Annotated in this window: 17 protein-coding genes; 3 read left to right on the plus strand and 14 right to left on the minus strand. The window is 40.7% G+C overall.

The features are described from left to right. Positions 1-30: 30 nt before the first annotated feature. Positions 31-447 (minus strand): VOC family protein, encoded by a 417-nt coding sequence (locus QUE46_RS14690; RefSeq protein WP_286245409.1) that lies wholly within the window; start codon positions 445-447, stop codon positions 31-33. Positions 448-832: 385 nt separating this feature from the next. Here QUE46_RS14690 and suhB point away from each other — a divergent pair, with 385 nt between their 5' ends. Next, complete coding sequence (gene suhB / locus QUE46_RS14695; RefSeq protein WP_286245410.1) at positions 833-1,636, plus strand: inositol-1-monophosphatase; 804 nt, start codon at positions 833-835, stop codon at positions 1,634-1,636. A 54-nt stretch (positions 1,637-1,690) separates the two neighbouring features. Here the strand turns inward: suhB and QUE46_RS14700 are convergent, their stop codons facing one another. The 7 genes from QUE46_RS14700 to queA form a co-directional block, all read right to left on the minus strand. Next, a complete protein-coding gene (locus QUE46_RS14700; RefSeq protein WP_286245411.1) occupies positions 1,691-2,500 on the minus strand; it encodes an ABC transporter substrate-binding protein in 810 nt (269 codons plus the stop codon). Between the two features lie 15 nt (positions 2,501-2,515). After that, positions 2,516-4,306: a bifunctional diguanylate cyclase/phosphodiesterase gene (locus QUE46_RS14705; RefSeq protein WP_286245412.1), complete on the minus strand. Its 1,791-nt coding sequence runs from the start codon at positions 4,304-4,306 to the stop codon at positions 2,516-2,518. 479 nt (positions 4,307-4,785) lie between these two features. Then, positions 4,786-5,733: a protein translocase subunit SecF gene (secF, locus tag QUE46_RS14710; protein ID WP_286245413.1), complete on the minus strand. Its 948-nt coding sequence runs from the start codon at positions 5,731-5,733 to the stop codon at positions 4,786-4,788. A gap of 9 nt (positions 5,734-5,742) precedes the next feature. Next, positions 5,743-7,602: a protein translocase subunit SecD gene (gene secD, locus QUE46_RS14715; RefSeq protein WP_286245414.1), complete on the minus strand. Its 1,860-nt coding sequence runs from the start codon at positions 7,600-7,602 to the stop codon at positions 5,743-5,745. A gap of 19 nt (positions 7,603-7,621) precedes the next feature. Further along, on the minus strand, positions 7,622-7,957 hold the full coding sequence (gene yajC, locus QUE46_RS14720) for a preprotein translocase subunit YajC (protein WP_058549351.1): 336 nt from the start codon (positions 7,955-7,957) through the stop codon (positions 7,622-7,624). A 25-nt stretch (positions 7,958-7,982) separates the two neighbouring features. Then, on the minus strand, positions 7,983-9,107 hold the full coding sequence (tgt, locus tag QUE46_RS14725; protein WP_286245415.1) for a tRNA guanosine(34) transglycosylase Tgt: 1,125 nt from the start codon (positions 9,105-9,107) through the stop codon (positions 7,983-7,985). A gap of 183 nt (positions 9,108-9,290) precedes the next feature. Further along, positions 9,291-10,322, minus strand: a complete 1,032-nt coding sequence (gene queA / locus QUE46_RS14730; protein WP_286245416.1) for a tRNA preQ1(34) S-adenosylmethionine ribosyltransferase-isomerase QueA — start codon at positions 10,320-10,322, stop codon at positions 9,291-9,293. Between the two features lie 200 nt (positions 10,323-10,522). Between queA and QUE46_RS14735 the strand changes: the two genes are divergently transcribed. Then, a complete protein-coding gene (locus tag QUE46_RS14735) occupies positions 10,523-13,054 on the plus strand; it encodes an EAL domain-containing protein (RefSeq protein ID WP_286245417.1) in 2,532 nt (843 codons plus the stop codon). 187 nt (positions 13,055-13,241) lie between these two features. Continuing rightward, positions 13,242-13,454 (plus strand): hypothetical protein, encoded by a 213-nt coding sequence (locus QUE46_RS14740; RefSeq protein ID WP_024031438.1) that lies wholly within the window; start codon positions 13,242-13,244, stop codon positions 13,452-13,454. Positions 13,455-13,572: 118 nt separating this feature from the next. Here QUE46_RS14740 and QUE46_RS14745 read toward each other — a convergent pair whose 3' ends face one another. From QUE46_RS14745 to pstA, 6 genes are all read right to left on the minus strand, one after another. Further along, entirely contained in the window at positions 13,573-14,493 is a 921-nt protein-coding gene (locus tag QUE46_RS14745) for a hydrogen peroxide-inducible genes activator (protein WP_286245418.1), read from the minus strand. Positions 14,494-14,575: 82 nt separating this feature from the next. After that, positions 14,576-15,844 carry an inorganic phosphate transporter gene (locus QUE46_RS14750; RefSeq protein ID WP_024031439.1) on the minus strand — a complete coding sequence of 423 codons (1,269 nt, stop codon included), beginning with the start codon at positions 15,842-15,844 and terminating at the stop codon, positions 14,576-14,578. 39 nt (positions 15,845-15,883) lie between these two features. Continuing rightward, positions 15,884-16,561, minus strand: a complete 678-nt coding sequence (locus QUE46_RS14755; RefSeq protein ID WP_286245419.1) for a TIGR00153 family protein — start codon at positions 16,559-16,561, stop codon at positions 15,884-15,886. Between the two features lie 150 nt (positions 16,562-16,711). Then, positions 16,712-17,413, minus strand: coding sequence for a phosphate signaling complex protein PhoU (gene phoU, locus QUE46_RS14760; RefSeq protein WP_286245420.1), 702 nt, complete (start codon positions 17,411-17,413; stop codon positions 16,712-16,714). A 45-nt stretch (positions 17,414-17,458) separates the two neighbouring features. After that, positions 17,459-18,286, minus strand: a complete 828-nt coding sequence (pstB, locus tag QUE46_RS14765) for a phosphate ABC transporter ATP-binding protein PstB (protein ID WP_286245421.1) — start codon at positions 18,284-18,286, stop codon at positions 17,459-17,461. Positions 18,287-18,312: 26 nt separating this feature from the next. Beyond that, entirely contained in the window at positions 18,313-19,962 is a 1,650-nt protein-coding gene (gene pstA, locus QUE46_RS14770) for a phosphate ABC transporter permease PstA (RefSeq protein ID WP_286245422.1), read from the minus strand. Between the last annotated feature and the right edge of the window lie 11 nt (positions 19,963-19,973).

A 19,973-nucleotide genomic window follows, 5' to 3' on the forward strand; every position in this document is an offset into this window, starting at 1 on the left:
GCTTTTCTACACATATGTTTAACGGCTACTTTATAAATCGTTATTACGCTCGCTAGGAATGTCACTCATATACTGCACAAACTCAACTTCGAACCCTGCTGGGTCTAAGTAATATACATTTTTTCTAAACGGGTTTTCTGCGCCCTCTTTATCAACGTTAAACCCTGCGTGCTTTAAGCGCTTTACAACCGCATCTAGGTTATTTGTTACGTAAGCAAAATGCGCAAGCCCTACTTGGTGCCCTGTCAAATCTCTGTTTTTATGCTCACCATTATCACTTATTGCAATATAGTGGTTATCGTCGCCAAAATGTACCCAGCGCTTAGGTTTGCCATACCAAGTATTGTTTCCTTGACTTCTAATTGACCAGTAAGGGAAGGCAGCTTGATAAAATGTAAGCATGGTATCTATGTCGTTTACTACCAAATGTACGTGTTCTAATTTCATTATTAATTACCTTAGTTGATTGCTTAAAAACAAGATAAAACCTCAAGCTAACTTTAGGTAAAGGATTTTTTTTATTTAACCTGAACTCTGGTTAAGAGACTTACTAACATAATGAATTATTGTGATATTTAAATTTACTTTCTCTAGCCAGAAATTTTCAATGAAAACAAGGCGAATTTAAATGCCAATAACTGCGAGAGATAGGTTTATTATCCAGATTTCAGGTTATTTATAAGTTATCAAAGAAACAAATATATAAGCGTTTCAATGCAGTACAAAAAACACACAAAAGTATTTGGGGTTTATTGTTTACTTTATGGCAAAAGTCGCTAAAATACGCCGGCTTAAATATATAAACGTTCTTTTACAACCCAAAGGTAATACCATGCATCCAATGTTAAACATTGCGGTTCGCGCTGCGCGCAACGCAGGCAAAATTTTACTTCGCGCAAGTGAAGATTTATCAAAAGTTGAAATTCAACAAAAAGGCACTAACGACTTAGTGACCAACATTGATAAAGAAGCCGAAGCCGTAATTCGTGATACAATTTTAAAATCTTACCCTGATCACTGCATTGTTGGTGAAGAACTAGGTGAGCACAAAGGCAAAGATGCAGATTACCAATGGATTGTTGACCCGCTTGATGGCACAACTAACTTCATCAAGGGTATCCCTCATTTCGCGGTTTCTATCGCACTTAAAGTAAAAGGTCGTTTAGACCAAGCTGTCATTTACGATCCAATTCGTGGCGAGCTTTTCACTGCTTCTCGCGGTCAAGGCGCACAACTAAACAGCAAGCGTTTACGTGTAACTAAAACGGTTGAGCTTGCAGGTTCAATTTTAGCTACTGGCTTCCCTTTTAAACAAAAGCACCACTTAGACGCATACTCAGACGCGTTTAAAGCCTTATTTGTACAAACTGCTGATATTCGTCGTGCAGGTTCTGCAGCGCTAGATATGGCGTATGTAGCTGCGGGCCGTGTTGATGGCTTTTTTGAAATTGGCTTAAAGCCGTGGGACACAGCAGCAGGCGAGTTACTTGTAAAAGAAGCTGGCGGCATGGTCGTTGATTTTGCAGGTGGCGTTAATTACAACAATAGCGGTAACATTATTTGTGGCGCGCCTAAGCTTACTCAAGCAATTATTCGTGAAATTCGCCCAGTATTACCTGAAGCGTTACTTCGCTAATAAAGTGCATGTAACCCTATTATAAAAAAGGAGCCTATGGCTCCTTTTTTGTTTTTAAAAGTAAGGGTTATCGAGCTTTAGCTCTGTAGTGTGCCCCTTGGTAAAAGGAAGTGAATTTATGTCTTTTGCAAAATACTCATCAAATAACGTGTCAAACTCTCCGCTGTTTTGCATTTTTTTTAGCCCCAGCTCTATGGCCTGTGCTAGAGCTGGCTTACTACTCACAACAAAGTAATAAATACCGGTGGGATAACTAATAAATAAATTAGGCACAATAACTAAGTTACTCTGCGCATTGGCAACAAGCTCAGAATTAACTTCGATAAATGAACGTGGAAAGTAATCGATTCTGCCCCGGCTAGTAAGTGTAAACATAGCTTGATAGTTACTCAGTGGCCTTACATGTAAGCCGTTATAGGCCATTATTTTTGTATCTGGCCAATCATGCCCTTGTACCGCCGAAAGCTCACTTAATTGCGCTAAAGTGGTAATGCCTTCAAATTTTCCGACATTTTTTTTACTGGTTAGTAAAACACGCTTGCCTATAAAGCCTTTAAAAAGAGGTACTTTAACCGCTATTGCCCGTGTTTCTCGTTCTGGGCTGCTCATGCTCCAATAAATGTCCAGCTCTGTTTTATCTAACTCAATAAGATCACGTTGTTGTTGTAAACTCACTGACTGCATTTTTATAACTACAGGGTAATTAGCCCGCTCTAGGGCTCGTGTTAATAGTTCACTTAGGTATTCTTCGCGGGCATTTTGCACACTTTGCTTTTGAGCAACATTAACAATTTCGGCCCCTTGCACAAAAAAACTAATTGCAAGTAAAGCAAACCCAGCTACAACTTTTTTTAATGGCAACATAATAATTACCTATTTTTATACCACGTGTTTGTTATCTGTCGCCAAGTGCACTACGGCAGGCGCTGGCTTTCTGCGCTTACAAATAAACAAATAACTATGGCGATACCGCTTAGCCTCTTTTTTAGCATCTGTTGCCAGTGCTGCAACTTGATGGCTGTTTTTACATTCTTGTAAATCGGGAGTCACAAGGCCAATTGATAACGTAAGTAAAGGTACAAATTGCTTTTCTCCCTCACGATTTGTAGCCCAATAACCTTTGCTCTTAATGTGCTCAGGCGTAAAAAAGATGCGTGATTGCAGTTCAAACTGCTCAATTATGGTATTACAAATATGCACAGCATTTGATTGGTCAAACACAACCATAAAGTCATCGCCACCTATATGTCCTACAAAGTTAGCACTGTTTTCGCACGCTTGCACGGTTACATTGGCCAACAATTTAATCACACTATCACCACTGGCATAACCGTATAAATCATTGAACTGCTTAAAGTGATTAAGATCTATATAAGCAAGCGAAAACATACTTTTTGAGCGTAGCCTTTGCTCTATTGCCTCATTAATCGCTACATTACCAGGAAGCATAGTGAGTGGGTTAGCATGCTTGGCGTGACGTATTTTTTCTTCTGTTATATGTTTTAAAATATCACGTAAAGGGGCAAGCCCTAAGTAACGACCATGACGCGTGATCACAATATGACGGCGAATATCAAAGTCTTGCTCTGTAATTTGCTGACTCACAGTATCAAGAAGCTGGTTTTCATCCACCACTAAAGGTTGTTTATCCATAAAATCGGTTACGGGGCACTTGTCGTAAAGAGCATGGCCATAAGGCGCTGCAAACACTTCTGTGAGCTGATCTTTATGCAGTAGCCCAACCGGCTGACCTGCTTTATTTAAAACCGCAAGGCTTATAACGGCCTTGTCTTTTTCAAATAGTTTGTGGGCATCTTTACTGCGAGTTTCGCTGTCTATTGCCTCTTGTGTTACAGCAAGCCAGCCAATGGCCATAGATTGATCAAACGTGTTGTTTGGCTGTTTAAAACTCAATCCTTGTAATTGTTCTGAGCTGTAATCAAGACTTGGATTTGAGTTCGGTTTTTCCAATAAAAAACCTTGTACGTTTGCTATTCCTAAGCTTTCAACATAAGCGAGCTCTTGTGCTCTTTCTATACCCTCGGCTATTACTGCGGTGTTTGTTGCTTTTGCTAATACCGTAATCGATTTTAAAAACTCTTTTTTAACTTCGCTTTCATCGCAATGATCAATAAAATAGCGATCTATTTTTACAAAGTCAGGGCATAGTTCAGACCACTGCTTTAACCCCGAGTAACCAGCACCAAAATCGTCAATGGCAATAATAAAACCCAATTCGCGATAATGCGCAATTGTTTTTAATAACAAAAAGCCATCATCGACCTTTTCTTGTTCTGTTACTTCAATCACCACGCGGTTTGCCACTAAGCCAAACTGCTCTATTAAGTGCAGGGTTTCACCTTTTGGGTGGCAAGGGTCAAGCAAAGTTTTGGGGCTTACATTTAAAAACAATTTACCGTTTAGGTTCAGCTTTACAAAGTTTTCAATTGCTTTTGAGCGGCATAATAGCTCAAGTTCTGAAATTAAGGCGTGCTCACTTGCCGCTTCAAACAATCGGGTTGGCATTTCTAGAGGGCTGTTTTTGGGCCCTCGACTTAGCGCTTCGTAACCTATAATTGTTTGATTAGCTATATCAAAAATAGGTTGAAATAACGTGGTTATTTCACCGTTACTTAAAATATAGTCTAGTAACTTGCGCTGCATCGTCACTGCAAAACCTGATTGTAGTTTAATAGGGGCATTAAAGTAGCAAGCCTGTATGACAATTTTATGGCATTAGATGCTATTAACCATTCAGGATTAAATTTGCTCTATTTAGAGCAATACCATCTCAGCCCTCAGTTTATACCTACTACACTGCTAACTATTCAGACGTTATTGTAATGGCTTAATTATATAATCGGCTCAAGGCTTTATACCAATCCGCATAATTAAGTGACCTATTTTGAGGATGGGTAAACGTGTTGATAACAAGGCAAAAAAATTCGCTATTTAGTTGTTCTAAATGAGAATTTTTTAACGCAGATAGCGACACATTTAGCCCCTGAAAATGATTAAGTATTATTTCGGATTGGTATAAGTTCAGCCTAAAGAGCGTGTACGTTTACCCTTAAAGGCAACCCGGCTCTATAAAACAGCGCGCAATAAAAAACCGCTCAATTGAGCGGTTTTATTTAGCGTTAACTCTATTACGGCAATGCGTCTAGGTCTGCGCCTTCTTTTTCGATGACTTCTGGTATTAAATCTTCTTTACTTACGCCCATGCTAATAGCTACCGAGCTTGCAACGTAAACTGAAGAATAAGTACCAATGAACACACCAAATAACAGGGCAGTAGCAAAGCCGTGAATGGTTTGTCCGCCCCACACAAATAGCGCAATCAATACCAAAATAGTGGTGATTGACGTTACAAGTGTACGGTTGAGTGTTTGCGTTAACGACATGTCGATAATTTCAATCGTGTCGTCGATGCGTACTTTTCGGAAGTTTTCACGAATACGGTCAGATACAACAATAGTATCGTTAAGTGAGTAACCTATTACCGCCAATATGGCCGCTAGAATAGTTAAGTCAAACTCTAATCCTAATACAGAAAACAAGCCAACTGTAATAATTACATCGTGTAGTAGTGCACCTACCGCGCCCACAGCAAAACGCCACTCAAAGCGAAATGCCACGTAAATCAAAATACAAATAAGCGCAGTTAACATGGCTAAGCCACCCTGCTCTTTTAAGTCTTCCCCTACGCTTGGACCTACAAACTCAATGCGGCGCATTACTACGCTCTCATCAGCTTGCTTTAAGGCAGTAATCACTTGGTTACCAATCACCTCGGCTTTTACTTCACTGCCGCGCGGCGCTAAGCGAACCAAAATATCTTGGCTAGAACCAAACAGCTGCACTGAGGCATCAGCAAAACCGTTTTCAGCTAATACTGAGCGTACTTTTTTTAAATCAGCAGGTTGCGAAAAACCAACTTCTACCGCGGTACCGCCAGTAAAATCTAAACCAAAGTTTAAACCTTTGATAAAAATTGAGGCAAACGACGCTAAAATTAATAGCGTAGAAAAACCCATTGCCACTTTACGAAGTGACATGAAACGTAGGGTTTTACCACCCAAACTTAAAATTTGCATGTCCGCTCCTTAAATTGAAAGTTTATCAATGCGCTTACCACCAATAAATAAGTTAATTACCGCACGGGTACCAACTATGGCTGTAAACATTGAAGTTAAAATACCAATTGCCAGCGTTACGGCAAAACCTGCAATAGGGCCGGTGCCCACTGCAAATAAAATAACCGCAGCAATTAAAGTGGTAATATTGGCATCAAAAATAGTACTAAATGCGCTATCGTAACCAAAATGAACGGCTTGTTGAGGGCTGCGGCCATCGGCCAGTTCTTCACGAATACGCTCAAAAATAAGAACGTTAGCATCAACCGCCATACCTACTGTTAATACAATACCGGCAATACCTGGCAGCGTTAAAGTTGCCCCTGGTATTAACGACATTACACCTACAATAAGCACTAAGTTAGCAGCTAGTGCAACGTTGGCAACTAAACCAAACCCTTTGTAGTAAATAAGCATAAAGGCAAGTACAAACGCAAAGCCTAGGGCTACAGCGGTCATACCGGCTTCAATGTTTTCTTGACCTAGGCTTGGGCCTACTGTGCGCTCTTCAACAATTTGAATTGGCGCAACTAATGCACCGGCGCGTAATAGCAAGCTTAAGTTATGGGCTTCGGCTGGGTTATCAATACCTGTAATACGGAATGAGCGATCAAGACGAGCTTGAATAGTCGCAACGTTAATGACCTCTTCTACCTTAATAGGTGGAAGTGCTTTACCGTCTGCATCTTTTTTACCCGATGGCTTATATTCAATAAATACCGTTGCCATACGCTTACCAATAGCGCGTTTGGTAAAGGCATTCATTTTTGCCCCACCTTTGCTATCTAAAGTAATGCTTACCTGAGGGCGCTGGTATTCATCGTTTCCTGATTGCGCTCCAGTGATATGGCTACCTTCAAGAATGACACGTTTTTTTAGTACCACAGGGTAGCCATCGCGGCTCATGATCATTTCTGTGCCTGCAGGAATGCGCCCTTGAGCAGCCGCACTTGGATCTGCATTTTCGTCTACTTCACGAAATTCTAGCGTGGCCGTTGCACCTAAAATTTCTTTGGCGCGTGCTGTATCTTGTACACCAGGTAGTTGCACAATAATGCGCTCAGCACCTTGGCGCTGTACGTTAGGCTCTGCAACACCAATTTGGTTAATACGGTTACGAATAATGGTTTCGTTTTGCTTTATAGCGTAGTCACGTATTTCTTTAAGCTTTTGCTCACTCATAGTGGCAAAAAATGCGCGGTCGTTGCTGCTATCATCTATGTATACGTTTAGTGGGTAGCGCGATGCTAAAAAACGCTCAGCGGCGTCTTTGTCTTCTTCGGTACGCATTTCGACACGCATACGCTCAGAGCCCGCTACACGGCGAACACTACGGTAACGAAGTTTTTCTTCGCGTAAATCGCTTCTAAAGTCTTGCTCCATTTGCTCTAGCTGATTATCTACCGCGGTTGCCATGTCGATTTCCATGGTGAAGTGAACACCACCACTTAAATCAAGACCTAGCTTCATCGGGTTACCACCCAATGATTTTAACCATGCAGGTTGCGCGGGTGCCATATTAATAGCAGAGATATAATCGTCGCTAAGAGAGTTACGCAGTAAGTCTTGCGCTTTTAGCTGTTCTTCAACATTTTTAAAACGTACTAATACTTGGCCGCCTTCAAGCACGGTAGACTTAGCTGTTACATTATGTTGTTTGAGGGTTGCGTTTACTTTGTCTACTACACTGAGATCGACATCTGCGCCTTTAGCCCCCGAAACCTGAATGGCCGGATCGCGGCCATACAAGTTTGGAGAAGCATATAAAAGGCCAATGGCTACCACAGCTAAAACAAGTAAATACTTCCAAATTGGAAACTTGTTTAACACAGGCATGTCCTTTTTATTTTTATAGTGACTTCATTGTGCCTTTAGGCAATACAGCAGATACTGCCGATTTTTGTACTGTTACTTCAGCTTGCTCATTTAAAGAAATCACGATGAAATCTTTATCTTCAGTAATTTTAACAATTTTACCTACTAAGCCACCTTGAGTAAGTACTTCATCACCTTTAGCCATCGCACTCATTAAGCTTTTGTGCTCTTTAACGCGCTTAGCTTGCGGGCGGTAAATTAAAAAGTAAAAAACTAAACCGAAAATAGCTAACATAATTAGCATTTCCCAACCACCACCTGCAGCAGGTTGACCAGCAGCGGCGTGTGCGTTTGAAATAAATAAACTCATAATACTTCCTCTATATTTTTAAATTTTAATTTATATCTGCAAGCTCTGGCACATCTTGGCCACGGCGAGCATAAAAATCACTAACAAATTCTTCTAGTTTACCTTCGCTAATTGCATTGCGTAGGCCTTCCATAACACGCTGATAGTATCGTAAGTTATGAATTGTGTTTAGTCGTGCACCTAAAATTTCGTTACATTTATCAAGGTGATGCAAATAAGCGCGCGAGTAGTTTTTACAGGTATGGCAATCACACTCAGAATCGAGTGGGCCAGTATCTGTTTTGTGTACTGCGTTGCGAATTTTAATTGTACCTGTGGTAATAAATAAATGACCATTACGTGCATTACGGGTAGGCATTACACAGTCAAACATATCAATACCACGGCGTACAGACTCAACTAAGTCTTCAGGTTTACCTACACCCATTAAGTAGCGCGGTTTGTCTTCTGGCATTTTGTACGCACAATGATCAAGAATATTCATCATTTCGTTTTTAGGCTCACCAACCGATAGGCCGCCTAGTGCGTAACCATCAAAGCCAATTTCTTCTAGGCCTTTTTGTGATTGTGCACGTAACTCTGGGTACATACCACCTTGAATAATACCAAATAAGGCTGATGGGTTATCGCCGTGGCCTTCTTTAGAGCGCTTAGCCCAACGAAGCGATAGCTCCATTGAGTCTTTAGCTTCTTTTTCGGTAGCAGGATATGGCGTACATTCGTCAAAAATCATTACGATGTCTGAGCCTAAATCACGCTGTACTTCCATTGATTTTTCAGGCGACATCATAATTTGGTCACCATTTACAGGCGATTGGAACAACACGCCTTCTTCGGTAATTTTACGCATAGCGCCAAGGCTAAATACTTGGAAACCACCTGAGTCGGTTAAAATTGGAAAGTCCCAATTCATAAAGTCGTGTAAATCACCATGTTGTTTAATGATTTCAGTACCTGGGCGTAGCATTAAATGAAAGGTGTTACCCAAACAAATTTGCGCCCCTGTGGCTTTAACTTCATCTGGGGTCATGCCCTTAACAGTACCGTAAGTACCAACTGGCATAAATGCAGGCGTTTCTATTACACCACGGTCAAAAATCAAGCGGCCGCGGCGCGCTTTTCCGTCGGTGCGGTCTAATTCAAATTTCATATCATCCTCAATGTCGGAAAAACAGTCCAACAAGCTATAATTTAACCGCCCGATTCTACCCTTTTTGCCCCGCTATTACTATTAGCTGCGGTAAATTCAGTTATGCCAATTGCCACAAACAAAAACCCCAGCAACTAAGCTGGGGTTTTTGATAGATTCGACTGACTATTAAACAATAACTTGTTACTTGCGTGTTAAAAACATCGCATCACCGTAGCTAAAAAAGCGGTACTTTTGTTCTATAGCCGTGTTGTACGCGCCCATAATGTTATCTTGCCCGCTAAAGGCACTGACTAGCATTATGAGGGTTGATTCTGGCAAGTGAAAATTCGTCACCATGGCATCAACTACATTAAACTGATAACCCGGAAAAATAAAAATATCGGTATCGCCAAAATAGCTCTCTAATTTACCGCCGTGTACTTTTGCTGCCGACTCAAGTGAACGCACAGAAGTAGTACCTACCGCAATAATGCGCCCGCCACTGGCTTTAGTTTGTGCAACAGCTTGTACCACGTCGTCAGGCACTTCAATGTACTCAGAGTGCATTACATGCTCATCTACGCTTTCTACACGCACCGGCTGAAACGTACCTGCGCCAACATGTAGCGTAACAAAGGCCATGTTTACGCCTTTTTGTTTTAATGCCGCCATTAGCTTATCGTCAAAATGCAGCCCTGCTGTAGGCGCTGCTACTGCGCCCGGCTTTTCGCCATATACTGTTTGATAACGCTCGCGGTCAGCTTCGGTGTCTGGGCGGTCAATGTAAGGAGGTAAAGGCATGTGGCCAATATCGTTTAGAATATCGAGTACATTTTGGCTGCGATCAAATTCAAGCTCAAATAATGTATCGTGTCGCGCAATCATTGTCGCTTTTGCTTTGCCTTCTAAAATAACTTCGTTACCAGGCTTTAACGACTTACTTGCTCTTACATGGGCAAGTACTCGGTGCTCATCAACTACACGCTCTACAAGCACTTCTACTTTACCGCCTGATGCTTTTTGGCCAAACATACGTGCAGGAATAACGCGGGTGTTATTAAATACCAATAAGTCACCTTCGTTAACTAAATCAAGTAAGTCACTAAACACTTTGTGTTCAACGTTGCCAGTTGGGCCATCCAAGGTTAGTAAACGGCTGCTGGTTCTGTCTTGTTTAGGAAAACGAGCAATTAATTCATCAGGTAAGTCAAAGCTAAAGTCAGCCACGCGCATAGTCGGTATTCCACATCATTAAAATCGCGCCAAGTGTATATCTATCCTCGGCTAAGCTCAAGATATCTACCACAGTTGAGAGGATTCACCCTATTTTAGATACATTTGAGTAACTACTTTAAATAATCTTGTTCTTATTGGTAAATATCATTATTCTTACTGCCTTTGATATTGATGGCTTTGTTTTGGGGTTATAAAAAGTGGCAGATAAGCTGAAATTGCTCATTCTAAACGCAAGTAGCGAAGAACGCCGCACTATACGCGCCACGTTAGAGTACTTAAACGTATTTGAATTTATTGAAGCCGCAGATAGCCTAGATGCACTTACCCTTTTGAAAAAGCAGCCAGTAAACATGATTATTACAGGCCTAAGCGTGGGGAAAATAGATGGCTGGCGTTTTTCTCGGATGATCCGCTCAGGTTTACTTAACACCCCAAAAAACACCCCTATTTTACTTATTCCGCCTATTTATTGTGAGCGTATAGCAGAAACCACCGCTCGCAGTTATGGCATAGATGCTGTATTGCCCTTTGAGCACCAAGACATGTTGCCGCAGGTGCTGGCCAATGTTCTGTCTACGCATTTAGAAAAAAGTAGTCGCCTTAATTTACTCTTGCTTGAGCCTATTGCGCAAAAAGCCGATGAAATAACAGAGCAACTAAAGCTCAACTTTGCTATTACCCATGTCACCACAAAGCAAAATGCCCTCAGCGCCTATAACCAACAAAAGTTTGCTATTGTGCTGCTTGATGCAACCGCGTCGCACGCTGAAACTTCCAGCGTTTTAGTCGAAGAAATACTGCAACATAACCCTAAACAAGCCATCGTAACTATTATTGATAATAACGATGCAGACTATGCAGAGCAGCTGCTACTCTCCGGTGTTACCGATTTTATAAGAGCACCGTACGACCCATCGTTTTTAAATAAAGTATGTGACCATGCAGCGCGACGTGAAGACTTTATGGTGAGCTATGCAGAGTTTGCTCAAAAGGTTGAGCAGCTAAGTCTTAGCGAAGTACGCTATAAAGAGCTATTTTCGGCGCACCAGCGTATTTTGCTGCATTTAAATACGGTGGTTTTAGAGCTCGACCAACAAGGCAAAATTCGCTTTATCAATCCTGCTTGGGAAACACTCAGTGGCTTTGGGGTTAAATCGTCTTTGCAAAAATCATTGACCGATTATTGCTCTGATGAATGCCAAATAAAACTAAATACGACCATTAACGATATTCTTAATGGCGGCACACACCAGCAGCAAGTTGAGATTCAACTTAATCATAAAAATGGCAATCAAATTTGGGTTGAATGCCGATTACAGCTGATAAAAAACAGCCGTAATAATGCCACCATTACTGCCACAATCGACAACATACACGAGCGTAAGCAGGCTGAGTTAAAGCTACGCCACTTAGCCCTACACGATACGCTAACAGGCTTACATAATCGTTATTACTTTGATCAACAACTCAACAAAATATGCCAAAACAATCACACCTATGGTGATGTAGAGCACGCGCTTATTTATATCGATTTAGATCATTTTAAAATAATTAACGACAGCAAAGGCCACCAACAAGGCGACATTGTACTAAAAGATGTAGCCCAATTATTTGAAGCAAACATTAGCGCAAAACATTTAGTATGCAGAATAGGCGGTGACGAATTTGCTGTTATTTTAAAAAACACGCAACTGCTTGACGCTCACCTAATTGCAGAGAGTATTTGTAGTGCGATTGAACAGCACGAGTTTAAATCTGAAGACCAAGTGTATTCTATTAGCTGCTCTATTGGTTTAACCCAAATAACGGCTAAAAATTGCGATCCGAGTGAGTGCCTCAAGCAAGCCGATATCGCCTTATATATTGCTAAAAGTTTAGGGCGTAACCTAGTGCACTGCTACTCAAAAGAAGATGCGCAAAATAACACTTTGCAAACCGGACTTGAGTGGGGGCATGAGATTCGACAAGCACTTCAGCAAGATAACGTAGAGCTGCATTACCAGCCAATATGGGACTTTAAAGCCAATAAAGTGGCTTATTTTGAAGCCTTGTTACGTTTAAAAATAGACAATAAACTTATTTTTCCTAACCAGTTTATTCCCTCTTTGGAGTTGCTAAACGATACCTTTTTGATGGACCAATGCGTTATTCGCAATGCTATTGCCAGCGTGGCTGAGCACCCAGATTTGAATCAAGTGGCGATCAACCTTTCTGCCCAATCGTTTTTAGATGAGCGTTTACTGCCACATATAGAGTCGAGCCTTGAAAAATACCACGTGCCGCCTTCGCGTATTATTTTTGAGATTACCGAATCGGCCTCTGTTAACAATTTAAAAGCCACTCGCAAAATGATAGAAAAGCTAAACAGCTTAGGTTGTCACTTTTCTATTGATGACTTTGGCACAGGCTTTAGCACATTTAACTATTTAAAACAGTTGCCTGCACAACATGTAAAAATAGATGGCTCATTTGTACGCGACATGATTAACGATCCTATTGACCTAGCACTGGTCAAAGCCATAAACGATATAAGCCGCTCCCTTGATAAGCGCTCTGTGGCAGAATACGTAGAAAGCGAAGAGATATTTTTTGCACTTAAAGAGATTGGTGTTGACTACGGACAAGGCTACTTTATTGCTCGCCCAGTGCCTGTAGAAAAAGTGCAATCGACACTTAAAATTATTTACCAGAAGAAACCTTTTATCCAACAACCGCCTAGCGCTAGCTAAACATTTTTAAACAGTTTTAAGCATTTTATTACTATCATTATTGCACTTATTGCCTATACTTTACGTACCACTTAGTAAATGTCTTGTTATTTTGATGATTTAACAATAAAAACATGACATTACCTATAAACATACATGGCTAGCAATTAAATAGAGGTTTAAGCTTGTCAGGTTTAAGGAGAAAGGTATGGCGCAGTTGATAATTTTACTTCTCGTAATACATTGTGTAATTGCGTATCAGTGCTACCGGTACGCGCAGCTAAAGGGTTACCCTGTAGGCGTATTTGCTACTTTAGGCCTGCTCCCATATTTTAATGTAGTCGTATGGATTTACCTGCTTTTTCTACCCGAACTAGAACCCTTTGAAAGCCAAACACATAGCAAACAGCAGCCCTTGTAGGCTGCTGTTTTGTTTATGCTACGCTAGTGCTTAATAGTGGCCAATAACCACACTGCACAAACCCTGTTTACCTAAAACAACATATTACTGCTGCACTTTAACCTTAAGGTAAATAGGCTTAATTCTCAAAGTCTAAGCTACATTGGTGAGCCAAAAACACTTCCAACTGTTGACTGAATAACTTAAAGTCGCGAATTCTTCCTGTGGTTTTACGCCACAGTATGCCTATATCTCTGTAGGCATCCCCTTGCGATGGAGTTGCTATCATATTTTTATCTTTAAGAATGCCCGCATTAATTGCCATTTGCGGTAAAAATGTAACCCCTAATTGATGCTCTACCATGCTTAATAAAGTGTGTAAGCTTGCAGCTTCAAACGGATTAATACAGCTTGAGCGGTTTAAGTGACACGCACTCAATGCATGCCCCGTCATACAATGCTCTCGCTCTAATAAAAATACACTCGCATCGGGTAGCAAATTAAAGTCTTCGACCCCTTTAGCAGGGCTGTAATCTTTATGGTGCACTAAACTAAAGTGATCTTTAGCCAATACTTGAGTATGAAACTTCTCCGTTTGGTACGGTAAAGCTAATAAGGCTAAATCAATATGGCCATGTTCAAGCTTATCTAATAACTTGTCGCTAGTATCTTCAACGAGTACCAACTCTAGATCACAAAAGGTTTGCTTACAAAAGTGATACAAAGGCGCTGCTATGAAGCTGGCGATAGTGGGTATAACGCCTACCACTAACTTACCACTGAGTGGTGTTAAAAAGCTTTTGGTTAGCTCTTTTAAACTAATTGTATCGTTAATAATTTTACGAGAGCGTTCAACAACCTCTTCACCAATACTGGTAAACATAAGGCTACGATTTTCTCGCTCAATTAGTTGACAACCGAGTGTTTCCTCAAGGTTTTGAATTGCACTGCTTAAAGTAGATTGTCCTATAAAGCAGGCACTTGCTGCACGGCCAAAATGCTGGTGTTGATGCACAGCTAATAAATATTGCAGCTGCTTAATACTTGGAAGATTGGTCATTTTTTCTTTCCACAAATAAAAAGACCCCAACACCTAGGGCGTTGAGATCTTTTCAAGCTAAAAGTCTTTGAGTACTTTTTTGTTAAACCCCAAACGCGGTTCTTAGTACGTAGAAAATAACAATAGCAAGGGCAGCGCCAACTGGCAATGTAATTACCCAAGAAACTACAATGTTTCTGATAACGCCCATGTTAAGTGCAGCAATACCTCGTGCCATACCTACACCTAATACCGCACCAACTAAGGTTTGTGTAGTAGAAATTGGCATGCCTGTACCTGATGCAATAACAACGGTAGACGCAGCCGCTAGTTCAGCAGCAAAACCACGGCTAGGTGTTAAGTGAGTAATGCCTTCACCTATGGTTTTAATTACCTTTTTACCTAAAATAGCAAGACCGGCAACAATACCAAAGCCACCTAGTGGTAAAATCCACCATGCAATAGCTGCTTTTTTAGCGATTTCACCATTGCTTTCAACAATGTTCACAACCGCAGCAAGCGGACCAATTGCATTCGCTACATCGTTAGAGCCATGCGCAAACGCCATACAACACGCTGTTAATACCATTAATACCGCAAATACTTTTTCTACGTTATTAAATTGCATTTGTTTATCGGCCTTAGGGTCGATATTTAAACGTGAAATCGCAATTTTACCAATAATCGCTACAATCACTGCGATCGCAATAGCAATTAAATAGCCTTCTGTAGCGCCTAGGTTAATACCTATATGCTTTAAGCCTTTTTTAATTGTTACTAGTGCCATAATAAAGCCCGCTAAACCCATGTACAGAGGTACAAAGCGTTTTGCGTTTTTAAGAGGTGCATCAGTATCAAAAATCAGCTTTTGCGCACTCATAAAGATTAAGTAAGCAATGAAGCCAGATATAGCAGGCGTAATAATCCAGCTACCGACAATACCACCTACTTTATTCCATTGAATAGCCTCTGTACCCACTGCAACTAATGCAAAACCAATAATTGCACCAATAATTGAGTGAGTGGTTGAAACAGGCCAGCCTAAAAATGAAGCAATTAATAGCCAAGTACCCGCTGCAAAAAGCGCAGAGATCATACCTAAAACCATTAAATCAGGGAGCGCAGCAAAAGGCGCTGCATCAATAATCCCTTTGCGAATTGTTGATGTAACCTCACCACCTGCTAAATAAGCACCAGCAAATTCAAAAATCATAGCAATAATAATTGCTTGTTTTATTGTTAACGCTTTTGAACCTACCGAAGTACCCATCGCATTAGCAACGTCGTTCGCGCCAATACCATAAGCCATAAAAAAGCCGACTGCTGCGGCAATTAAAACTAATACCGTGCCGTAAGATGCAATGATATCCATTGTGTAACCTTAATCTTTCGTTTTTGAACTGATTTTAAATTAACGAGCTAGCATCAGCTCAAGACGTGATCCTACGCGCTCTGCAATATCTGCAAGCTCGCCAACCCATTCAATGATTTTGTATAAAAACATAACATCAATAGGGTTTAGCTCGCTTTCTACATCGCGTAGTTGGCGGCGTACTTTAATTTGCATATCATCCGTGTCTTGTTCTATGGCATCCAATTCTACGAGCATTTTTTCTACTAAGGTAACCTCGCGACCTTTAAAACCTGTTTCTAATAACTCTTCTAACTCATTAATTGCTTTTGATGCTTGTTTAGTCGCATCAACACAACGAGTTAAATAAGCTAAAAAGTCTGCTTGCATAGCACTAGGAATTGTCATTTCACGGCCAATTACGCGCCCTGCAATGTCTTTAGCCTTATTTGCTATTTTATCTTGTTGAGTTACGAGTTCGAGCAGATCAGTACGCTCTACCGGCATAAATAAACCGCGCGGTAATTGTAAGCGTATATCTCTTTTCATATCATCAGCTTCACGCTCTAAATTACGAATAGTTAAACGAAGCTCTTCTGCTTGCTCCCACTCTTCTTTAAATACGTGATTAAAAAAAGGTATCAAGGCTTTACTTGCTTGATGAACCTTCTTGATGTGTTCTTCCATTGGTTTGATAGGAGATTTTGCAAATACTCCTAAAAACGCGTTTGTAGGCATAACTGACCCTTTAATCAAATTGATATGCTTTGCAGCATGAATTTTACAGTATTAGCGGCGATTGTGAACGCTTTTTATTATTTCATCACTGCTAATAATGCATAAAGCGGCACTAAGCCGCTTTAATAAAAAAGAATGATAGATAAAAACCTATAACGATTTTTCTATATCTTCTTGAGATGTATGACGAATATCTTTGCCGTTAACAAAATAAATAATGTATTCTGCAATATTTTGGCAACGGTCGCCAATACGCTCTAATGAACGTACAGACCATACTAAATCCATAATCTTAGGAATTGAACGTGGATCTTCCATCATGTAAGTCATAATTTGACGCGTGATTGCTTCATATTCGCGGTCAACTTTTGAATCTTCTTTATGTACTTCAAAGGCGCGTTGTACATCCATACGTGCAAATGCATCAAGCACATCGTGTAGCATTTTTAAAACTTGGCGACCCATGTTTTCGATATTCACTAATAAATCTTGCTGATCTTTAGTAAATGAATCCAAGGCAACTTTAGCAATGCGCTCTGCTTCATCGCCAATGCGTTCTAAATCGGCAATCGTTTTTGCAATGGCTATTACTAAGCGTAAATCGCTCGCTGCAGGCTGGCGACGCGCAATGATGCGTGTACACTCATCATCAATACTCACTTCCATCGCATTTACTTTGTAATCGTTCTGGCGTACTTTTTGTGCCAGTTCAGCATCATTACGGCTTACTGCATCTAATGCACTGCTTAGCTGCTGCTCAACTAGTCCACCCATGTTAAGTACATGGTTACGAACATTTTCTAGCTCTTGGTTAAAGCGCCCAGAAATATGCTTATTTATATTATGTTCCATAATTACCTTCTCTTAAATTCGTTTACAACACTAAAACGTATACAACTAGCCGTAACGGCCTGTAATGTAATCTTCCGTTTTCTTTTTGCTTGGCGTTGTAAATAAGGTATTTGTGTCTGAGTATTCAATCAACTCACCCATGTACATAAAGGCAGTTTGATCAGATACACGCGCTGCTTGTTGCATGTTATGTGTCACAATAACAACGGTAAATTTATTCTTTAACTCGTTAATTAGCTCTTCAATAACCAAAGTAGAAATTGGGTCAAGTGCCGATGTTGGTTCATCAAGTAATAGCACTTCAGGTTCAATTGCAATTGAACGGGCAATAACTAAACGTTGTTGCTGACCACCCGATAGACCAAATGCACTATCGTGTAATCTATCTTTTACTTCATCCCATAAAGCCGCGCCGCGAAGTGACTGCTCTACCACTTCATCTAGCTTACGCTTTTCTTTAATACCTTGTAAGCGTAGGCCATAAACCACATTTTCATAAATTGATTTAGGAAATGGGTTAGGACGCTGAAACACCATACCCACGTTACGACGAAGCGCCGCTACATCTACATTTTTATCGTAAATGTTTTGGCCGTGAAGCAATATTTCACCTTCAATGCGACACACATCAACTAAATCGTTCATGCGGTTAATACAACGTAATAGCGTTGATTTACCACAACCCGAAGGGCCGATAAACGCCGTTACTTGGCCCTTTGGAATATTCATATTTACTTTGCTAAGCGCTTGCTTTTCACCATAGTAAAGATCAAGGTTCTTAATCTCTAACGCTTTTTGGTCATCAGTTAAGTTTTCTAAGTCTAACTTCAAGCTTTTATTAGCTTGGTTTACTTGTGGAGCGACTGTAATCATGTTTGTTACCTATAATTCTTTACTAATTAGTGTTCAAGCGATCTGAATTTTTCACGTAAATGGTTACGTATGCCTATCGCTGTTATGTTGAGGGTAATAATCACCGACACTAATAAGAAGGCCGTTGCGTATACCAGCGGGCGCGCCGCTTCAACATTAGGGCTTTGAAAACCCACATCATAAATATGAAAGCCTAAGTGCATGAACTTTCTATCTAAGTGAAAATAAGGGAAGTTGCCATCAAGTGGTAACGTAGGGGCCATTTTTACCACACCTACCAACATTAACGGCGCAACCTCACCGGCCGCTCGAGCAACAGCAAGTATCAAACCTGTCATAATTGCTGGGCTTGCCATAGGAATAATAATACGCCATAAGGTTTCAACCTTGGTTGCACCAAGCGCTAATGAACCATCACGCACTGTACTAGGAATACGCGATAAACCTTCCTCGGTTGACACAATTACAACCGGTAGTGTAAGAATCGCTAATGTAAGCGCAGACCACATAACACCTGGCGTACCAAATACTGGCGTTGGCGCGGCTTCTGGGTAAAATAGTTGGTCAAGGCTACCACCTAACATGTATACAAAAAAGCCTAAACCAAATACACCATAAACAATAGACGGTACACCCGCAAGGTTAATTACCGCAATACGAATCATCTTAGTTACTGCATTTTTAGCTGCGTATTCGTGTAAGTAAATTGCAGCAACAACACCAAATGGGGTCACAATAACAGCCATCAGCATAACCATAAATACGGTACCAAATATAGCAGGGAATACGCCGCCTTCGGTGTTTGCCTCACGTGGGTCGTCTGATACAAATTTACCCAGTTGTACAAAGTAATGGCCTAATTTTGAGAAAAAGCCCATGTCGTTCGGCAACCAAACATCAAGTACTTGATACAGTGGAATAGTAACTACTTCACCGCGCATATCCTTAACTAATACTTGGTCACGCTTAGCTTTTTTACGCAGTGCAAATAACTCTTTTTCAAGTACGGCGTATTCGTTACGTAACTCAGCACGTGCCTTGGCAAGCTCAGCAACACGCTCATCGGTTAGTTCATCATCAAGCAAGTATGCTTTTTCTTGCAAGCGAAGACGTTCTAATTCGTAGTTGATATGACCGATGTCGCCATTTTGTAAATCAAGTGCTTCGTCGTTTAAATCAACTGCACGCTCGACTAACTCATGTAAGACTTCGATTTTATCGCCAGAAACTGGCTCTCCATCTTTAATTACACCTTCTATGTAGCCATAAAAGTTACCGTTTTTACTGCGTTCAAATACAGCAAGCGTAGCCGGTGTACTTTGCTCAGTAATGTCAGTTTCTAATATCCAACGAAAGTCTAAGTCTACATATTCGCGGTTACCTGTTTTTATCAGTAAACGCTCAACTTCGTCTTTATTAAAATCTGAAACATCAATACCTGTTGCAGCTAAACGCGCTGTAGGTACTAGCTCCCGGTCGTAAACTTCACCAATTATGGTTTGTTTTGAAATAGACCCTTCTAGCTCAAATTGAACTACTTCTGATGGCCAGAAAAAACTTAATCCCTTCCAAGCTATCATTGCTAATAAACCGAGAACTGAAATTAAGCTGATGCTTACTGCACCACCTGTCATCCAAATCCAAGGAGAACCAGACTTAAACCACTGCTTTACCATGTCGTGTCTCT

It is taken from the genome of Pseudoalteromonas sp. MM1 (assembly GCF_030296835.1).
GTDB lineage: Bacteria > Pseudomonadota > Gammaproteobacteria > Enterobacterales > Alteromonadaceae > Pseudoalteromonas.

What these genes read in the sequence shown, in the direction of transcription:
- QUE46_RS14690 (WP_286245409.1), bottom strand. Translation starts at nt 447, where the DNA reads ATGAAATTAGAACACGTACATTTGGTAGTAAACGACATAGATACCATG.
- suhB (WP_286245410.1), top strand. Translation starts at nt 833, where the DNA reads ATGCATCCAATGTTAAACATTGCGGTTCGCGCTGCGCGCAACGCAGGC.
- QUE46_RS14700 (WP_286245411.1), bottom strand. Translation starts at nt 2,500, where the DNA reads ATGTTGCCATTAAAAAAAGTTGTAGCTGGGTTTGCTTTACTTGCAATT.
- secF (WP_286245413.1), bottom strand. Translation starts at nt 5,733, where the DNA reads ATGCAAATTTTAAGTTTGGGTGGTAAAACCCTACGTTTCATGTCACTT.
- yajC (WP_058549351.1), bottom strand. Translation starts at nt 7,957, where the DNA reads ATGAGTTTATTTATTTCAAACGCACACGCCGCTGCTGGTCAACCTGCT.
- tgt (WP_286245415.1), bottom strand. Translation starts at nt 9,107, where the DNA reads ATGAAATTTGAATTAGACCGCACCGACGGAAAAGCGCGCCGCGGCCGC.
- queA (WP_286245416.1), bottom strand. Translation starts at nt 10,322, where the DNA reads ATGCGCGTGGCTGACTTTAGCTTTGACTTACCTGATGAATTAATTGCT.
- QUE46_RS14740 (WP_024031438.1), top strand. Translation starts at nt 13,242, where the DNA reads ATGGCGCAGTTGATAATTTTACTTCTCGTAATACATTGTGTAATTGCG.
- QUE46_RS14745 (WP_286245418.1), bottom strand. Translation starts at nt 14,493, where the DNA reads ATGACCAATCTTCCAAGTATTAAGCAGCTGCAATATTTATTAGCTGTG.
- QUE46_RS14750 (WP_024031439.1), bottom strand. Translation starts at nt 15,844, where the DNA reads ATGGATATCATTGCATCTTACGGCACGGTATTAGTTTTAATTGCCGCA.
- QUE46_RS14755 (WP_286245419.1), bottom strand. Translation starts at nt 16,561, where the DNA reads ATGCCTACAAACGCGTTTTTAGGAGTATTTGCAAAATCTCCTATCAAA.
- phoU (WP_286245420.1), bottom strand. Translation starts at nt 17,413, where the DNA reads ATGGAACATAATATAAATAAGCATATTTCTGGGCGCTTTAACCAAGAG.
- pstB (WP_286245421.1), bottom strand. Translation starts at nt 18,286, where the DNA reads ATGATTACAGTCGCTCCACAAGTAAACCAAGCTAATAAAAGCTTGAAG.
- pstA (WP_286245422.1), bottom strand. Translation starts at nt 19,962, where the DNA reads ATGGTAAAGCAGTGGTTTAAGTCTGGTTCTCCTTGGATTTGGATGACA.